Here is a 16,466-nt window from a genome sequence, read left to right on the forward strand (position 1 = left end):
ATCTTCTGTTTTCTCTGCTCACGTAAGGAGCGTTTTTATCAGCAAAAACGCTGATCTCCGCAAGACCGAATCTGTACATCTTTTCTGAAAAAACCTGAGAGCATATTCAATGCTTGTGGTGCTGGCGAAGGTCACTTTCGTGCCTTCACTAGCTGTTCGCCACGAGGCAGATCCTGCAAACCAATTTGAAAGATGCTCTAGAGTTCAACGCGTCCAGGTTGTTCTTCTGAAGGAGTCGGTTTCAACTGAGGTGGCTCGTCTGCTTTTCGTAAGAAACCGAAGATGCTGCGTTTTGATTTCTCATCTTCTTCAGGTTTCGTTGAATTTGGAGGCTGCCGACTCGCTGATCCGCCGGGGGCTGTTCGTGCAGAGTCAGGAGTTGCTTGCATACGTGCATCGGGAACGTGAGTTCGAGCCGGAGGAGTCTGTGCAGGAGCTGGTTTTTTCCCATTTCCCCAAACCCATAAGGAATTCCCGGAACGCTTTGATTTCTCTTCGAGTTCTCGCAGGACTCCCCGTGCCTTCTGAGCTTGCTGGGAGTTGGGATACCGGTTGATAATCAAGTGGCAGTGGAGTGCAATCGATTCTGGGACGTTCTTGGCCTGATAGTAGATCACTTGTTGCCACAAGCGGTCGATGTCCGCATTGTGGAGCTGATCAATTTCTGACTGCAACATTCCGCGTTCTTCAGCGGTCATCTCTGGGAAGATTTGGAGCATCGTTTGCTTCAGATCACGAGCTCGGTCCAATGCGGCTCCGTCGTATTCGGGGCCCTCGTATGAAGCGAGTGTCACGTGCGATCCCAGCAGATAGGAATCCTTGAGATGTGGACTGTCTGGGTACTGGTCACGCAGGAGTGCGTAGAGGCGTTTTGCTTCGACGAAATTTTTCGTGCGTAAATTGTGATTCGCAGCCAACATCAGAGAATCGTCTGCCAATGGTCCCGTGGCATCGTGCAGCCAGATCGACCGAAGGGCTTGTAACCCGCGGCCATCCGCATCGTAAATTGGTCGTGTTTTGTCTGTCAGGTTTGGAATGATTGGAAGATCCCAAGCTGGCCTTTTCGCTGGCGGAGCGGTAGCAACGCTATCGATTTCTTCCTTGGAAGCGAGTTGGATTTCTGATTTGGATTTTTTGTCTTGTTCCAGATCGTTCGGGAAGTCGAGCCAATACCGTGCGATGCGGAAGAGCTGTTTTGTGACTCGATCCATGTGCCGCGTCGAGGGATACCGGTTCAGCAGATCGTCGTAAGAATCTTGAGCACGTGTGAATTTTCGCTGATGGAATTGCGATTCGGCTCGCATGTACAACGCATCTTCTTCGACTGGGTCTCCGAAGTTGTTATAGAGATCTTTGCTTGCCAGGTCGGACATCCCCCAAAAGTCTTTGAAGCGAGATCCAGCCGTTTCGTAGCGGACACGTCGCTGCTTGACTATCGCATTGAACGACTTTTCAGCATCTGCATAGCGACCATTATCAAAGAGGAGCTGCGCCTCTTTGAGTTCCTGATATGCCATTTGCAAATCGACCTCTGTCCCGCCTTGGACAGCGTCGGTCTCCTTGGTGAAGGAGACACTTCTCAACCCACGTTCGGTCGGCCCCATGATTTTAGCAAGGGGAGAACGTGTTTTTGCATCCGGCTGATCATCGGCGACGGCACGATGAGAAAATAGCGACAAACTTCCACAGCCGGAAAGCGTGATCGCTCCGGCGAGTAGTGTTGATGCAGCAATTTTCTGGCAGGAATTTTTATATTTTTTATATTCGATAATCATCACACACCCTCGTGCATCAGGTGAAGCACCTTGCACTCGGAAGGGGGACGGACGGGACTGGGAGAGTCGTGTTCAGTAAACAACAGTCACTCAAGATGGCAAAATGCTAATACCCGAGGAGCTTCAGTGTTTTGGGACGTCTTCCCAAAATTGCCGAAACGACCGAATTTAACAATTTGCGAATATCTCGCCGTTGTTGATCACTGATTGTCAGTCGGGACAACATGGCTGGATCACTCTCGATCAACTTTCGAATGACAGCAATCGCACCAGATTGAACCTCAGTCTGTTGATACTCTGAATTGCCACATCTTGAACAGATCAATCCGGACTCAGAGACCCAAAAACGGCTCCTGTCTCCCAGAATTATCGGCAACTGGCAGATCGTGCAGGTTTCGAAGTCCGGAAGTTGCCCAATTTCGCGCAACGTCATCAATTCGAAACGGAAAATTGCGATGTCTGGGGAAGCTTCGGAACCTAGGACCGCCAGCGCTGCAGTAGCAGCTTCGTATAGTTCATCATGAGGGTCGCCTTCTTCGGTGAGCGAATTCAGGAGCTCCGCGATGTAGTAGCCGCCGTACAAGTGAACCAGACTTTTCGGTGAAGGCTTAAATCGTTTGACAAGCTGGGCTTCCGTCAATAGATCGAGGCCGGAAGACGATTTGTGGATGAAGACGACCCGGCATTCGGAAAGCAGGTCCAGTGAGCCTTCAAAGGCACTTTTCAACCGCTTTGCCCCTTTTGCCAGGCAGGAAATTTTCCCAAAGTCACGCGTAAATAAAGTGAGAACACGACTCGATTCACTGAAATCGGCCTGCCGAATGACTATCGCATCTGTCTTCTCCGTTGACATCTGTGCTCTGACTTTGCTTGAGAAAATGAGAATTCATGCCCGGATTCTCAGAGTACACTTCTGTTGAGTTTGAAGCCAGAGATGAGGCTTGTCACAGATTGCGGACGTGCTTAATGAACATGAGAGCAGGTTGCTCTACCGTGTGCCCGTGAAGAAATCATTTCTCTAATAAAAATGCTCTTCGCCAGCTTGTCAGACGTCAGACGTCGGACGTCGCTCAGCAGAGGCTATGCAATCTTGTTGCCGTTCTTGTCGACATTCAACAGGTCAATAATGTCCCGGCTGCGGAGATGCCAGCTTGCCCAGCTTAATGGAGAATCACCATTGATATCGCGAATTGTTGTGTCTGCTCCAGCAGTGATCAGCATCTCAATGATATGAATTGGCAAGTAGGCAGCAGCCCGATGCAAGGGAGTCTCGGCGCGAGTTCTTGCATCGCGCCAGAATGCTTCGCTCGTCACACCTGGTTTGGTTTTCGCGTTTGGGTCAGCGCCATGATCGAGCAGTAATTTCACAAGCTGAGTACGGTCAAGTTCTTTGTTCGTGACTGCTCCGTGGAGCGCGGTTTCTCCGGTGATGGAGCAGGCACGATTTGGATTTGCACCCGATTCAAGCAGCAACTGAATACATTCCAAATGATCACCGTGCGTCAAACCTATTAAGACAGGTCCTCCCGCTTCATTCGTTTGGATGTCGGGATCAGCTCCGCGTGCCAGCAAGAATTGAATAATTTCCGGGTGAAAGGTGAGTAGAGTTCCTGAACCGTATTCGTCCATGGAGTTCGGATCAGCACCGGCATCCAGAAGTTGCCGGACCGTGTCGATGTCGCCGTCAAAACTCGCTTGCTTCAGTTGTAACGAATTGGTTGACATCTGAACGATCTCCCCGGTTCCAGTTTCTACTCACTTTACTTCTTCAAAAATGCTCGAACAATAGGAGGTGAAGCACTCAAGACAAAAACCGTGAATTCGTCAATGCGTTCGGTGTGGTCACGGAGCACCTCTGCAGAAGTCGTCGCAGTTTCATACGAAACATCTCTTGAACCTGGCTGCCCGAACATGGCAAAAACATTGTGCGATCTCCAGAAGAAGCTCAAGAAAGACCCCGAGGGGTACGCATGCTATGTGGTGAATCCAACTCACATCTGCAAGAAATGCAAGCGGGTTGCGAACAAGAAGAAGCGACTCTGCAAACCTGCCAAGCTCGACCCGCCTTCGGCCTCTGATTGAGAAGCGGTCGCGCGCTCGGCCTGAAGACGTTCCTGTTTCTTGCGCCTGTGAATCTGTTTGTCTGCAGAAGTCGTACATTTTCATGAGGCAGAATCCATGAGGCAGAACGCTTATCTCTGTTCAGGCGGCGGGGGCATGTTCTCACTTTTTGAAAAATAATTTCACCAGTCGAATTGCGTTGACATGAGCAGTCACGCTGATACCATTGATCTGACATTGAGACTCAGTCTCATTTAGAGCGTAGCCAGCCACTGATTGAATCTTTCTAAGGCAGCCAGCGAAGCTTGAGAACCGACTCCAATTGCATGGGGTAATTGGACTTACGTTTCACTGGTGCTAGGAAGATCTTTCATGCGCACGTCATCCAAAAGAAGGCCAAGCTCCGGCTTTACGCTTATCGAACTCTTAGTCGTGATTGCGATTATTGCGATTCTCGTCGCTTTACTCTTACCAGCAGTCCAGCAGGCACGAGAAGCTGCTCGGCGAACGAGCTGTCGAAATAACCTCAAGCAGATCGGGATTGCGATACACAACTATCACGATGTGTACTCCCAGTTCCCCAACGCTAACACCGGGGGGATGAGCTATTCCAGTCTTGAGGGATCAAGCCTGTTCACAAGTATCTTGCCAATGGTTGAGCAAGCGAGTGCTTACCAGCAATATGATTTCAACCAGGGGAACTCAGCCCCTGCCAATCAAGAAGTTGTAGGGCAGATGCTTCCCTTTTATCTTTGCCCGACATCACCATTGCGACGGCCAGTTCCAGGCTGCGATTCCGACAATGGGCGAGCCCCTGGGAACTATGCGGTTTCGATCGGGACAAAGGATTTCAATCAGTACTGGTCCTTTTACGGAATGCCTCGCCCAAATTTAGATGGGGCAATTGTTTATACTGACAGTTCTCCAGGAAAAACGAAGTTTCGAGATTTCACGGATGGAACCAGCAACACCATCATGATCGGCGAGACAGCGTACAACCTCCCCGATTACGTATTCAGTTCTGGAGACTGCATGGGACAGCCTCGCTACTCCTTCACTTATTGGTCCAATCCGTTTCCGGGGTCCACAGCTGCGACAACGGAATATGACTTCAACCCACACGACTTCGCTGACGACGGAATTTTCGATAGCAATTGGACACGTTCATTCCGCAGCGATCATGTCGGGGGTGTGCATTTCGCATTCGCTGATGGTTCGGTTCACTTCCTCTCAGAGAATATAGACGCTGGTTTGCTCGACAGTCTGGCAACACGAGGCGGAGGGGAGGTCGTCAGTGACTTCTAAAACCTACTCGGAAGCGAAGTACGCGAACGGTCTCGTAAGGATGAGCAATGTCTCGCAGAAAAGATATTCTTCGCGGAAACTGGAAGCACGAAAGAGTTTGAGAGTCGTTCGGAGATTCGCCCTTCCTCTCAGTTGGATGGTGGTCCTACTCGGTTTGCAGGGATGCGGTGGAGGTGACGACGGTCCTCAGAGGGCGGCCGTTTCCGGGGTTGTTAACCTCGATGGGGAACCGCTTGAAGAGGGTGTGATTCGATTTGTACCCGAGGGAGAAACAAAGGGGCCAAAGACGTCTGTTCCAGTCCAGCAGGGGCGTTTCGAAATTGACAGTCTCTCTGGTCCACTTGTTGGTGAACATCGTATCGAGATCGTGTCGACCGATGACGGCGGTTATGCCATGGATGACGAGCAGGCGATTCGGGAGCTTCGTAAGGCGAAAGTCAAAAGAATTCGAGTTGTCAAAGTCCCTGCGATCTACAACTCTCGCAGCACATTAAAGAAGACTGTTTCACTCAATACGCCAAACGAATTTCAGTTTGATCTGAGCAGTCAACAAAAGCGGTAACGAGTTCGAACATCACCTGAAGTGGTTTTCGTCCTGCCAGTCGAAGCGAGTGTTTCGAATTGTCTTAGTCTTTGAGCTGATCTTGGCTTCATCGACGCAGTCAATCGTTTTAATTACGCAAATTCCATCACTGATTTCACACATTTTCAACACAGGAACTTTTACAATGAAGCTGCTCATTAGACAAAAGTCTCTCTTACTCCTTACCTTCATTCTTAACTTTCAAATGATGTCTCAATCCGCACAGGCTCATTTCATTTGGCTCGCACCTGAACAGGGGGAAGAGTCGAATGTTGTTGAAGTCTACTTTGGAGAAGACGCCTCACCTGACGACCCGGAAATGCTGAAATATGTTTCCGGCATGAAAGCCTGGGCGGTTTTAGATGGGAACAAGGCAGAGGAACTCAAGCTCGAAAAGACAAAAGAAAGTCTTTCTGTTCAGTTGAGCCCAACTCAGTTGCAGGGGCTTGTTGTCGCAACTCACGATTTGGGTGTCATGGACCGTGGTGATAGCCATTTTCGTCTGAAGTATTACGCAAAAACTGGTCCCGTGGCTGGAAGCAAGTCTTGGAAATCAATTGATTGCTCCAAGCAACTTCAGTTCGATGTCATCCCTGAAAAAACTTCGGAAGGGGTCTTGCTTCATGTTCTCTTTAACGGAAAAGCTGTCGAAGGAAGTGAAGTGAAAGCGAGTGGTCCGGGACTCGACGAATTCGAAGGAACGACTGGAGAGTCCGGAACAATTTTGATTCCTGTCAAAGAGTCCGGCCTGTTTTCAATTCGAGCCAAGCATGTCGAAGCTAAACCGGGAACACTGGAAGGAAAAGAGTATCCTGAAACTCGACACTACACCACATTAGCATTACGAGTGCCGTCCGACTCTTCGAAGTCACTTGGAAAGAACCTTCAGCCAATCAAGAAACCCGTGACGAGTTTTGGTGGTGCAATCCTTGACGGGAACTTGTACGTGTACGGTGGTCATATGGGTGGAGCTCATTCTTATTCTCACGATGCACAAGGACATACGCTCGAACAACTCAACTTGAAGACTGGAGAATGGAAGAGCATCGCGGAAGGCCCAGGTCTACAAGGTTTGGCACTGGTCTCTGACGGAAAACGGCTTTACCGAATCGGTGGATTCACTGCAAAAAATGCTGAGGGTGAAGATCACGATTTGTGGTCGCAAGATTCGGTCGCTGCTTACAATTTGGAGAAAAAAGCCTGGGAAGAACTGCCCGCGTTGCCAGAGCCTCGTTCTTCATTTGATGCTGCTGTCTTGGATGGAAAAATCTACGTAGTCGGTGGATGGGCGATGGCTGGCGATGCCGAGAGCGTTTGGCATGAAACAGCTTGGGTGCTTGATCCGAACGCCGATTCTCCAAAGTGGTCCAAGTTGCCAGCTCCACCGTTCCAACGCCGAGCATTGGCCTTGGCTGCCCATGACGGAAAAATTTATGCAATCGGCGGAATGCAGAAGGAAGGTGGCCCGACCCGCAAAGTTGATGTCTTTGATCCAGCTACCGGTAAGTGGTCATCGATTTCGGAAATTCTCGGTGAAGACGGGATGACAGGATTCGGATCATCGGCCTTTGCAACCGGTGGAAACTTGTACGTCACGACAATCAAAGGTGACCTGCAACGGCTCGCTGAAGATGGGAAATCCTGGGAATTGCTTCGAGAAACTCCCACCCCACGTTTCTTCCATCGCATGCTGCCGGTTGACGAGAACCATCTTCTCGTTGTCGGCGGAGCGAGTATGGAAATCGGAAAGTTTGACGAAGTTGAGATCTTAGAGGTTCAATAATCCTCTAAGCATCCTCATCAATGCTTGTCGTGTCCGTGAAGATCATTTTTATGACTTCGTAGACTGCTCTCCACGAGACAGAACGTGAAGATCAACATTGGATTTACTCTTGAACAATCGACATTTAGCGGAGAAGTCATTTGCAAAAGATATTGCAACATCGAAGCGGCGATCATCGAGTCCTCTGCGGAACGGTTGCCCTCAGCGTCACATTGTTTACCTGTTTGATTTTCTTGACGGATCAAGCAGCGAATGCCGCTGATGAATGGACATCGTTTCAAAATGGTGGAGAGATCAATTTTGATGAACAAGAACTCGGCTTCTCCGCTGAGTGGTCGGTTGCGACTTCTGGTTACGGACAATCAAGTCCACTTGTCTGGAAAGATCAAGTTTACATTACTTCGGTATCCGGGCCGAATAAAGAACAGTGCCTGGTGACGGCGTTCGATATTGCCACTGGCAAAGAGCTTTGGCAGTATGAAACGACGAACGCCACGCCTCAGGAAAACAACAACTACATCAGCAAGGCAGCTCCGTCTCCGGTTGTTGATGAACGAGGAATTATCTGTTTTTTCGAAGGTGGCAACTTGTTCTCGTTGTCTCACTCAGGTGAGATTCAATGGCAACGAAATCTGGTTGAAGAGTATGGTCCCATTGACGCACGGCATGGTTTGTCTGCCTCGTTAGAACAGAGAAGCGAATCTGCCTTCGTCTGGGTTGAACGGCAAACCGATCCGTACGTGTTAGCGATTAATAAAAAGACTGGTGAGAATCTGTGGAAGGTTCCCGGCCTTGGCGTTACAAGCTGGGCAAGTCCCCGGGTGATCCCAGTGAAAGGTGGCGAACACCTTGTGCTCAGCGGGATTGGGAAACTCGCCGGTTTTGATTTGCAATCGGGAGAACGGTTGTGGGATTTCGATGACATTTCCGGGAACTCGACGCCGACCCCGATGCCGGTTGGGGAAGGAACTTTTCTGATCGGTGCAACAGTCGGTCGAGGGGAATCAGAGTCGGGCCGGGCTGCCGATTCCAACGGACTCATTTCGGTTCAACAATCGGATGCAGGAGTTTGGTCCGCAGCTTATGTGTGGCATTCAAAGCGAGCGACCAGTTCTTTCAGCTCTCCGTTCTGTTCTGGAGATTACTGCTACTTCACCAATCGGACCGGAGTTCTGTATTGTCTCGACAAGATGACCGGAGAAGAGCAATACGCGAAGCGGGTCGGTGGAAGTCTTTGGGCAACGCCGATTGTTCTCTCACAGAAAATTCTTCTGCCTTTAAAAGATGGAAAGCTTACCACTGTCGCATCGGGGCCGAAGTTCAAGTTATTTGAGACAGCAGAGCTGTTTTCGGATGAACCGTCTGAGGAGCCTGCAGAGAAAGCTGAAGATGGTCCACCGGGTGGAGGAAATACGTTGTACGCAGCGGTCTTGACTGGCCAAAGAGTGATAGCTCGTTCCGGGGACCGCTTGTTTAGCGTGAAGATCCAGAAAGGCGTCTCGCAGTAAGTGACAGCCGCAAGCGATAGAGAATACTTTTCTTGATACTCGCTACGAAAAAAATCATCGCTACGCCGAGTTGTTCAGCGTAGCGATGATTTTTGCATTTGAGGATTTTAGATAACTGCAGGATTCGACCAAGTGGTTGGAGTTCGGTCGATTCCGAGTTGTTTCAATATCACACTTTTCGAATTGCTGTTCGCTGCTAGGCAGAACCTGAACACCAATTCGAAAGATCCTCTAAAAGATTGCCGTATTGATCCCGGCCATGATCCATTGGTTGATGATCTGGGGGGGAGGAACCTCTTCCGAGGCATGAGCGAATGTGATTTCCAATCCCGCTTCAGAAAGTGCGTCGATCGCAGCCTGTTCGTCAGGGTTTTGGATCGGATCCAGGAAGAGGATTCTTCCGTGGAGTTGATTCGTAATATGCGGCAACCAGTCTGCCCAGTTCTTCGGAAGCGAACGGCAAATCGCACCGGCTGCAAAGATTGTTTCAAATTCTAGTGACTGTTGAAGCACCAGATGCTGTAAAGCAACGATCGCTCCGTCACCTTCTCCAAATAGATAGATTTTCTGCGGGTTGATTGCCCAATCTCTGTCCACAGAATAAACAGCGTCGCGGATCGAGGCCATTGAGGCATCGGGGCGACGTAGTTTCCAGTCGAACTGTCCGGGTAAGCCGCGCGGATGCGGGAACGAGGCACGAACGCCAAGCCCGAGGTAATTTTGATCGCTGATCGACGGGAACCAGTTCCACAAATCTCGCTCAGAGCGAGACCCATCGTGGAGATAGGTAACCAGTGGATAAGAGTAGGTTTCGGTGAAGTTCTCTGTGATGTAAAGCGAGTAGCTGGAATCGAAGAGGACATCGGTCACACATGTTGTGACCGGATGCTCGACGGAAACTGAGCTCGAATGCTTTTCAACGAGTCCCATCGGTTTGACTTTTGGTTGATGGACGTTGTTTTGATCTCGACCGTTGGATCGCTGCCACATTATGAATACCCTCCGTGTGTTTCGATTCGAGAGGAACGAATCGACTCCTTTTCCCTCCCTCCACCAACTGCGGTCCTGCAGGGGGGATTGAGGCAATTTTTCGAAATGGAAACAGCCGTCCCGGGCATGCGGTGGCCTTCAGGTCACCATGTTTCAAAATCTGTTCTTCTGTAATTCTAAACTGGTACTTCAGCTGGCTGATGAGTTCGCTGACCGCTTTCACCTGTGCAGGTGTGGGGCCAGTCTCTTCGAAGTTTCCGACCAAGCAAATGCCGATCCCGAAATTGTTAAATTGTCGATCTCCTGCATGTGCTCCGCTCAATTGGTCACGCCAACGAAACGTCGCCTGAACTTCACCATCTTCCATACCGTTTCCATTTCCGATCAGGAAATGATACCCGATTCCGCGCCACGGGTTGCCAGAGGCATCGCGACGCAGTGAATGTGCCTGATCAATGGACTCGACACTCCCGGAGCTCGTTGCTGTATGGTGAATGACGAGGTATTTCCAGGTCCGAACCGGTTCATCTGTTTCAAGATAGGTCTGTTCTTCGATGACAGTCGAAGCTGAAGAAACCTCCTGTTGTTTCTTCTGGGGTGATTCTGCACATCCACATATTGCCATCAAGTGAATCGCATAAAATGCGACACATGTTGATGTCCTGATATGGTCTGTGCAAGCTGTCATTGTGCTCTCCGTTTGTATTGCCCCACTGAGAGACATGTCAACTTGTGTTGGGAGAATGCCATCACTATTTCTTAACAATCGGCAGCGATTGCGGCCTGGTTCGTTCCCCTAACCTGAATTCTGTGCAAGGATTACAATGTCGAGATGTAATATCATTCCGTTTTAAGTTTGTCCGAAATAATCGTCCGAATCCTCCATCTGCTGGCCGAGAACGGGCAGAGCTATGATATTGGGATTTGAATTGAACGAAGAGATTGTACTTTGGACCGCCCGATTCGCACTTGTTCTCTATCTGCTGAGGGGATGGTTTGATTTTCGGGGCTGGCGTGCTGGGGAGCCACAAGACTCGGCCAAGGTTGCGCGACGACTTTGGACGGTCGGTTGCTGCTGTTTTCTCGCGCACGTATTGAGTGCTTTCACTCTCGTCCACAATTTGAGCCACGCAGCCGCGTACGAGCATACAGCTCTGCGAACAGCTGCTGTCATCGGGATTCACTGGGGTGGTGGAATTTATGTGAATCATGCCTTTACTGTTTTCTGGGTGGCTGATGTGGTCCTCTGGTGGGTGAAAGGGCCAGCCTGGGCCTATCGGTCAAGACTCTACTATTGGGGAGTTCAGGGATTGTTCGCATTTATGTTTTTGAATGCCACAATCATCTTTGGTCCACCATACTGGGGGAAGATAACGATTGTGCTGGCTGGGACCTTCGCAGTCTTGAGTGTTGTGGCTGAATGGCGGCAAAAATCGATGTCTAAAAATGACAACATTTGAGGTGGAGGTAAGTTTTCGAGGAAAAGACTCTCCTTATTGATGAGCCTCATACATGCGAAAACAGACTCAATACCGACACGCAGAAACTCGAATGGTTTCCCGATTTTCCATCGCGATCCTTGGCTGCACGATCCTCGGCATGGCGCTTGGCAAGTCGTTACCGCTTGGCCTGGAAATTCAGGCGTTCTTGGCTGGAGCAATCGCTTTGCTCTTTTACGGCTACGAAGCAAGGAGAGATTTCAAGCTTCGCAAGGAGCAGAGCGAAACGTGTCGTCAAATTGTCGAGATGCGATTGGAGCAGCACGCATTCGAACTCTCCAGTCGCCAGCACCGGACTGCTCGCGCGGGGCGATCGTCTGTAAGTGCAAAGTGAACAACTGCGATGGATCTTGGCGAAGATTCTTACTCGCCCTGAAGTGTGAGGACAAGTTTTCTGGCACCGCCGTGGTTACGGTGTTCGCATAAGTAGATACCTTGCCACGTTCCCAGGTTGAGCTGTCCGTTTGAAATCGGAATACTGACGGAGCTTCCCATCATCGACGCTTTGACATGTGCGGGCATGTCGTCCGGTCCTTCGCAGGTATGCACATACGGAAAGTTCTCCGGGACGATGGCATTCACCGATGACTCCATATCAACCAGCACATCGGGATCGGCATTCTCATTAATTGTCAACGATGCAGACGTATGCTTGATGAAGACATGCAGCAGCCCAACCTGAATCTCTCGAATTTCAGGAATCGCCTCCACGACATGTCGAGTGACAATATGAAAACCTCGGGAGTAACTCGGAAGTGAAATCTGTTTCTGAATCCAGGGCATTGAATATAGTCCACGTTTACAACAACTCAGTGAGAACAGATTGGTTCTATCAAAAACGGTTCAAACTGGTCAAACAGGCGGGCTCCTCAATAAGATGAGAATTCACTTTCGTTCTCATGCGTCTGTTCAGCATTGAAAAAAGATGGGCAATCTCAAAACGGTTTCGAGAAAAAAGATCTCTTTAGAATGTCGTAATTTTCGCCCCCTTCTGGCAGGAGTCTGTGAGGCCAATTCTGTAAATTTTCAAAATGCGATGAAGCAGGTAAGTCTGCGACGTGAGCAGGGGCTGCTCATCAATTTTATGCGGCTCATTTTTCTCCCGTCGGTGCTGATTCATCTTTTCTACTTTGGCGTCATGTACGTCCTGGCGTCACTATTGTGCCTTGGTAATGGTTGTTCTCTCAGAAAATGCATCTCTACCCGGTGTCGCAGAGGCTTGGCGAACCGGCGTTTCAAATGTCGACGGAAAAAGAGTTGCATCTGTCGTTCGAGGTGTTGCGGTCGATGTCTCGTCTGGCTTTGTCGAAAACCAGAAAGAGTGGATGTCAAAAAGCAGAGTCACGAAACATTGCGACTCGCGACTGACCTGTACATGTTTGCGTGGACAATTGGATTGTTGTGGTCTTACTTTACGATTTTGCGTGAGGTCACTCTTCAGCCATCGCGCTTTGATATTCATTCCATGTCGGGAGAGACAATCCTCGCTTTGGCGATCCCTGTGATTCGGATGTACGAGGTCTTTTCATCGAACGCCTCGCTCCATTTAAAAGCTGTCTACAAAAGACGAGAGCCGATGCGGGCTTTGGTGAATGTGCTTTGGCACTATGGTGAAGTCGTCATTGCATTCGCTTCTTTCTTTCTGATCGCAATCTGGTCCACAGGCGAAAGCTTTCGGATGCCTCCCCAAGGCGAGTTGTTCCTTCAACCGCTTTATTTCAGTTTTGTGACGATCACGACTCTTGGATATGGCGACTATTCTCCTGAGCAGCCGATCGGGCAATGTCTTGTTGTTTTTGAAGTTTTTCTCGGAATGGTTCTGCTCGTTGTCGTGTTGCAGAAGGTACTTGGGATCGTTGGCAACGAAAAATAGTTTCAAGGCGTCGTGAGTAAGACCTGTTTTGTTCGGAGGGCTCATCTGTCAAATTTTGTCAGGAACTTACAATTCCTGTGAGGATCTTGTTTTCTCTGAGACTTTCTTCGTGATTTCTGGAACTCTGATCGTTTATCATCGTCTACTCAGGAGGGAATTACCGTTTCTTGAGGGATAAGAGCGATGAGATCATTAGCTTATGCGGTTTGTCTGGTCGCGAGTTCGGCTGGAGCGTTGTTGACTCCCGGGGCTTTGCAGGCACAAGGAGTGCTCGTTATTACGAACGAAAACATTCGGCTTCCCCGTCCGACACCGCGCCCGCAGCCGATTTCTTATTCTCTGGATGAAGTGGTCGTCGAAGCGACGCTGAAGAATCAGCTGGCAGATGTGCAGGTCTCGCAAACCTTTCGAAACTCTGGAACGGGGACGATTCAGGCACAGTTCGTGTTCCCTCTTCCATATGATGGAGCGATTGATGCAATGACTCTGCTGGTCAACGGAAAAGAATTGCCTGCGAAGCTGATGAAAGCAGACGAAGCCCGCGATCGGTATCAGTCAATTGTTCGCTCTCAGAAAGATCCCGCTCTACTTGAATGGGTCGGCACGGGCATGTTTCAAACAAGCGTCTTTCCCATCCCGGCAGGGGAGTCCAGAACTGTTTCGATTCATTACAGCCAACTTCTTCGTAAAGATCATGAGTTGACGGAATTCCTGTTCCCTCTCAGCACAGCGAAATACACATCGACTTCGGTCAAGAAAGTACGTGTCCAACTCGCAATCGAAAGTGACACGAACATCAAGAACATTTACAGCCCGACTCACGATGTGAGCATTCAACGTCCCACCGGGAAAAGGGCAACTGTCAAGTATGAGAAACAGAACATCGTCCCGAGCTCGGACTTCAGATTGTTTTATGACGCAAAGCCGGGGGATGTCAGTGCGAAGTTGTTGACCTATCGCCCAGAGAGGGATGAGGATGGCTATTTCCTGCTTTTGGCGACGCCGGAAATTAAAGCGGATAAAGATAAGAAGCAGTCGAAGACAGTCATCTTCGTTGTCGACAAATCAGGCAGCATGGCCGGAAAGAAAATCGAGCAGGCTCGTGACGCAGCCAAGTTTATTCTCAATAACCTGCATGAGGGAGATCTCTTTAACATCGTCTCTTACGACAGCAAGGTGCAATCGTTTTTGCCAGAGTTGGAGGTCTTCGACAAACGTTCGCGCCAAGAGGCCCTGGCGTATGTGGATTCTCTTTTTGCTGGCGGTGGAACAAACATTCATGAAGCACTGACTACGGCGCTCTCTGGGTTGCAAGACAAATCACAACCGAGCTACGTCCTGTTTATGACTGACGGGCGACCAACATCAGGTGAGACCAAAGAAGCTTTGATCGCAGAGGCTGCCCGCCAGGCAAACGGAGTCCGTGCTCGCGTGATGAGTTTCGGTGTAGGGTACGATGTGAACAGTCGTCTGCTGGACCGGATCTCGAGTGACCATCATGGCCTGAGTGAATATGTTCGGCCTGATCAGGATATCGAAGAGCATGTTGCGAAGGTCTTCAATCGCATCAGTTCGCCAGTGATGACGAATGTGAAGATCTCTTATGAGTTCGATAAGTCCAAGCCGGGAAAACCGGTCAATCGGGTTTATCCAGGTGGAGATGTTGACCTGTTCGAAGGAGAACAGCTGGTGATCGTGGGCCGCTATCGAGAGTTTGGGGCTGCCAAAATTCAACTGACGGGAACTGTTCAAGAGAAAGAGGAGACGCTGAGTTTCGAGGGCAAATTCACCAAGAAGGTTGGAAATTCTTCGAATTCGTTTATCGAAAAGCTCTGGGCAACGCGGCGGATTGGGGAGATCATCGATGAACTCGATCTCAAAGGGAAGAATGAAGAACTCGTCAATGAACTGGTGATGCTCTCGACGAAACATGGCATTCTTACGCCGTACACTTCATTTCTGGCTGATGAAACGGTCCGGCCAGAATTGGCCTCGAGCAGTAATCGCAGACTGACGACTTCAAATTTGAGTGATTTGGAAGAGGCTGAGGGACGTGGAGGATTCCTGCAGCGAGGGATCAAGCAACGATTCAAAAACGCAAATAACTCTGCTTCCGACGCTTCTGAGTCGCTGCGAACTCTTGACGAATTCAAATCCCGACCTGCCTCCGGAGGAACGTTATCGGGGCCGGCTCCCGGACGTTCATTGTCTCGGCAGCAGCCTTCGAGCCCGTTACCTCCGAACGGCGGCGGTGCTGGATTTGGCAGTAGCGCTCAAGTGAATAGCCCAACTTCTGAAACAGCACCTGTGGACTATCAAAAAATCGTTCGCAAGGCAGGGACGCAAACTGTCTACAAACGTGGCAAGTTGCTGGTGACTCCGGAAACGGCTTCACTCGACCTGGAGAAGGAAGAAGACAAAGCCAAGGTCATCGAGATCAAACGTTATTCGAAAGAGTACTTCGAACTGACCGATGCCAACAGCACCGCAGAAAACGAAGTGCTGACGCTTCAGGAAGAGGACGAAGAATTACTCGTCAAATTTCGCGGGAAGATTTACCTCATCAAGTGATGGGGCTTGATCTGAAAGATCCACCATCTGTGGCGAATCGAGCAACTATGAATTCCAGTGATTTCAACCTTCATCCGCAGCTTGTGGCTGACTGTCATTTATTGGGGCAGTTCAAAGAATGCATTGTGCTGCTGCGTCGGAATGCGGTTGTTCCGTGGTTCATTCTTGTTCCGGTAACTGATGCAGTTGATCTTCTCGATTTGCCGACCGCGCAGTTGGGGCGAGTGATGGAAGAGTGCTCAAAGATCGGGAAGTTCGTCCGTGATCATTTTGGTTCTCCCAAGTTGAATTTCGGTGCGATCGGAAATCTCGTCCCACAAATGCACTTGCATGTCATTGGACGGTCACCGGACGATTCGTGTTGGCCAAGCCCTGTTTGGGGGAATTTGAGCGAGTCCAGAGATTACGATGTGAATGCAATTGCCGAAATTACGCACGCTTTGGATTCTCGATTCGGCTTAAGGGGCTGATCACTTCTTTGCTGCTCACTGCACTGGTTGAGTCTGTTTGGGACTCCC

16 protein-coding genes are annotated in these 16,466 nt (G+C 49.8%); 10 read left to right on the plus strand and 6 right to left on the minus strand.

Features of this window, described 5'->3' with window-relative positions; genetic code table 11:
- Window positions 1-197 precede the first annotated feature (197 nt).
- The 3 genes from Mal48_RS04060 to Mal48_RS23800 form a co-directional block, all read right to left on the minus strand.
- A complete protein-coding gene (locus tag Mal48_RS04060; RefSeq protein WP_145196383.1) occupies window positions 198-1,775 on the minus strand; it encodes a tetratricopeptide repeat protein in 1,578 nt (525 codons plus the stop codon).
- A gap of 106 nt (window positions 1,776-1,881) precedes the next feature.
- The gene (recO, locus tag Mal48_RS04065; protein WP_145196385.1) at window positions 1,882-2,628 is read right to left on the minus strand and encodes a DNA repair protein RecO; all 747 of its coding nucleotides are present in this window, start codon (window positions 2,626-2,628) and stop codon (window positions 1,882-1,884) included.
- 227 nt (window positions 2,629-2,855) lie between these two features.
- Window positions 2,856-3,500 carry an ankyrin repeat domain-containing protein gene (locus Mal48_RS23800; RefSeq protein ID WP_145196387.1) on the minus strand — a complete coding sequence of 215 codons (645 nt, stop codon included), beginning with the start codon at window positions 3,498-3,500 and terminating at the stop codon, window positions 2,856-2,858.
- Window positions 3,501-3,686: 186 nt separating this feature from the next.
- Here Mal48_RS23800 and Mal48_RS23115 point away from each other — a divergent pair, with 186 nt between their 5' ends.
- The 5 genes from Mal48_RS23115 (at window position 3,687) to Mal48_RS04090 (ending at window position 9,015) form a co-directional block, all read left to right on the plus strand.
- Window positions 3,687-3,857: a hypothetical protein gene (locus Mal48_RS23115; protein ID WP_197442035.1), complete on the plus strand. Its 171-nt coding sequence runs from the start codon at window positions 3,687-3,689 to the stop codon at window positions 3,855-3,857.
- A 351-nt stretch (window positions 3,858-4,208) separates the two neighbouring features.
- Window positions 4,209-5,141 carry a DUF1559 domain-containing protein gene (locus Mal48_RS04075; RefSeq protein ID WP_145196389.1) on the plus strand — a complete coding sequence of 311 codons (933 nt, stop codon included), beginning with the start codon at window positions 4,209-4,211 and terminating at the stop codon, window positions 5,139-5,141.
- Complete coding sequence (locus Mal48_RS04080; protein WP_231739909.1) at window positions 5,131-5,703, plus strand: hypothetical protein; 573 nt, start codon at window positions 5,131-5,133, stop codon at window positions 5,701-5,703. The genes Mal48_RS04075 and Mal48_RS04080 overlap by 11 nt, the downstream gene beginning before the upstream one ends.
- Window positions 5,704-5,869: 166 nt before the next feature.
- Window positions 5,870-7,507, plus strand: coding sequence for a Kelch repeat-containing protein (locus tag Mal48_RS04085; protein WP_145196390.1), 1,638 nt, complete (start codon window positions 5,870-5,872; stop codon window positions 7,505-7,507).
- Window positions 7,508-7,647: 140 nt separating this feature from the next.
- Window positions 7,648-9,015, plus strand: a complete 1,368-nt coding sequence (locus tag Mal48_RS04090) for an outer membrane protein assembly factor BamB family protein (RefSeq protein ID WP_145196393.1) — start codon at window positions 7,648-7,650, stop codon at window positions 9,013-9,015.
- A 231-nt stretch (window positions 9,016-9,246) separates the two neighbouring features.
- On the opposite strand, the gene Mal48_RS04095 is transcribed toward Mal48_RS04090, so the two are convergent.
- Window positions 9,247-9,945: a hypothetical protein gene (locus Mal48_RS04095; RefSeq protein WP_197442036.1), complete on the minus strand. Its 699-nt coding sequence runs from the start codon at window positions 9,943-9,945 to the stop codon at window positions 9,247-9,249.
- Window positions 9,932-10,693 carry a peptidoglycan recognition protein family protein gene (locus Mal48_RS04100; protein ID WP_197442037.1) on the minus strand — a complete coding sequence of 254 codons (762 nt, stop codon included), beginning with the start codon at window positions 10,691-10,693 and terminating at the stop codon, window positions 9,932-9,934. The genes Mal48_RS04095 and Mal48_RS04100 overlap by 14 nt, the downstream gene beginning before the upstream one ends.
- A gap of 223 nt (window positions 10,694-10,916) precedes the next feature.
- Here Mal48_RS04100 and Mal48_RS04105 point away from each other — a divergent pair, with 223 nt between their 5' ends.
- Both Mal48_RS04105 and Mal48_RS04110 read left to right on the plus strand, forming a co-directional pair.
- Entirely contained in the window at window positions 10,917-11,465 is a 549-nt protein-coding gene (locus tag Mal48_RS04105; RefSeq protein ID WP_145196398.1) for a hypothetical protein, read from the plus strand.
- A gap of 52 nt (window positions 11,466-11,517) precedes the next feature.
- Window positions 11,518-11,838 (plus strand): hypothetical protein, encoded by a 321-nt coding sequence (locus Mal48_RS04110; protein WP_145196400.1) that lies wholly within the window; start codon window positions 11,518-11,520, stop codon window positions 11,836-11,838.
- Window positions 11,839-11,867: 29 nt separating this feature from the next.
- On the opposite strand, the gene Mal48_RS04115 is transcribed toward Mal48_RS04110, so the two are convergent.
- A complete protein-coding gene (locus Mal48_RS04115) occupies window positions 11,868-12,287 on the minus strand; it encodes a secondary thiamine-phosphate synthase enzyme YjbQ (RefSeq protein ID WP_145196402.1) in 420 nt (139 codons plus the stop codon).
- Between the two features lie 538 nt (window positions 12,288-12,825).
- Between Mal48_RS04115 and Mal48_RS23120 the strand changes: the two genes are divergently transcribed.
- From Mal48_RS23120 to Mal48_RS04130, 3 genes are all read left to right on the plus strand, one after another.
- Complete coding sequence (locus tag Mal48_RS23120) at window positions 12,826-13,377, plus strand: potassium channel family protein (protein WP_231739910.1); 552 nt, start codon at window positions 12,826-12,828, stop codon at window positions 13,375-13,377.
- 183 nt (window positions 13,378-13,560) lie between these two features.
- Window positions 13,561-15,948 carry a VIT domain-containing protein gene (locus Mal48_RS04125; protein WP_145196406.1) on the plus strand — a complete coding sequence of 796 codons (2,388 nt, stop codon included), beginning with the start codon at window positions 13,561-13,563 and terminating at the stop codon, window positions 15,946-15,948.
- Window positions 15,949-15,995: 47 nt separating this feature from the next.
- Window positions 15,996-16,418 (plus strand): HIT domain-containing protein, encoded by a 423-nt coding sequence (locus Mal48_RS04130; RefSeq protein WP_197442039.1) that lies wholly within the window; start codon window positions 15,996-15,998, stop codon window positions 16,416-16,418.
- The last annotated feature ends 48 nt before the right edge of the window (window positions 16,419-16,466 follow it).

The sequence above is a fragment of the Thalassoglobus polymorphus genome, from assembly GCF_007744255.1.
GTDB lineage: Bacteria > Planctomycetota > Planctomycetia > Planctomycetales > Planctomycetaceae > Thalassoglobus > Thalassoglobus polymorphus.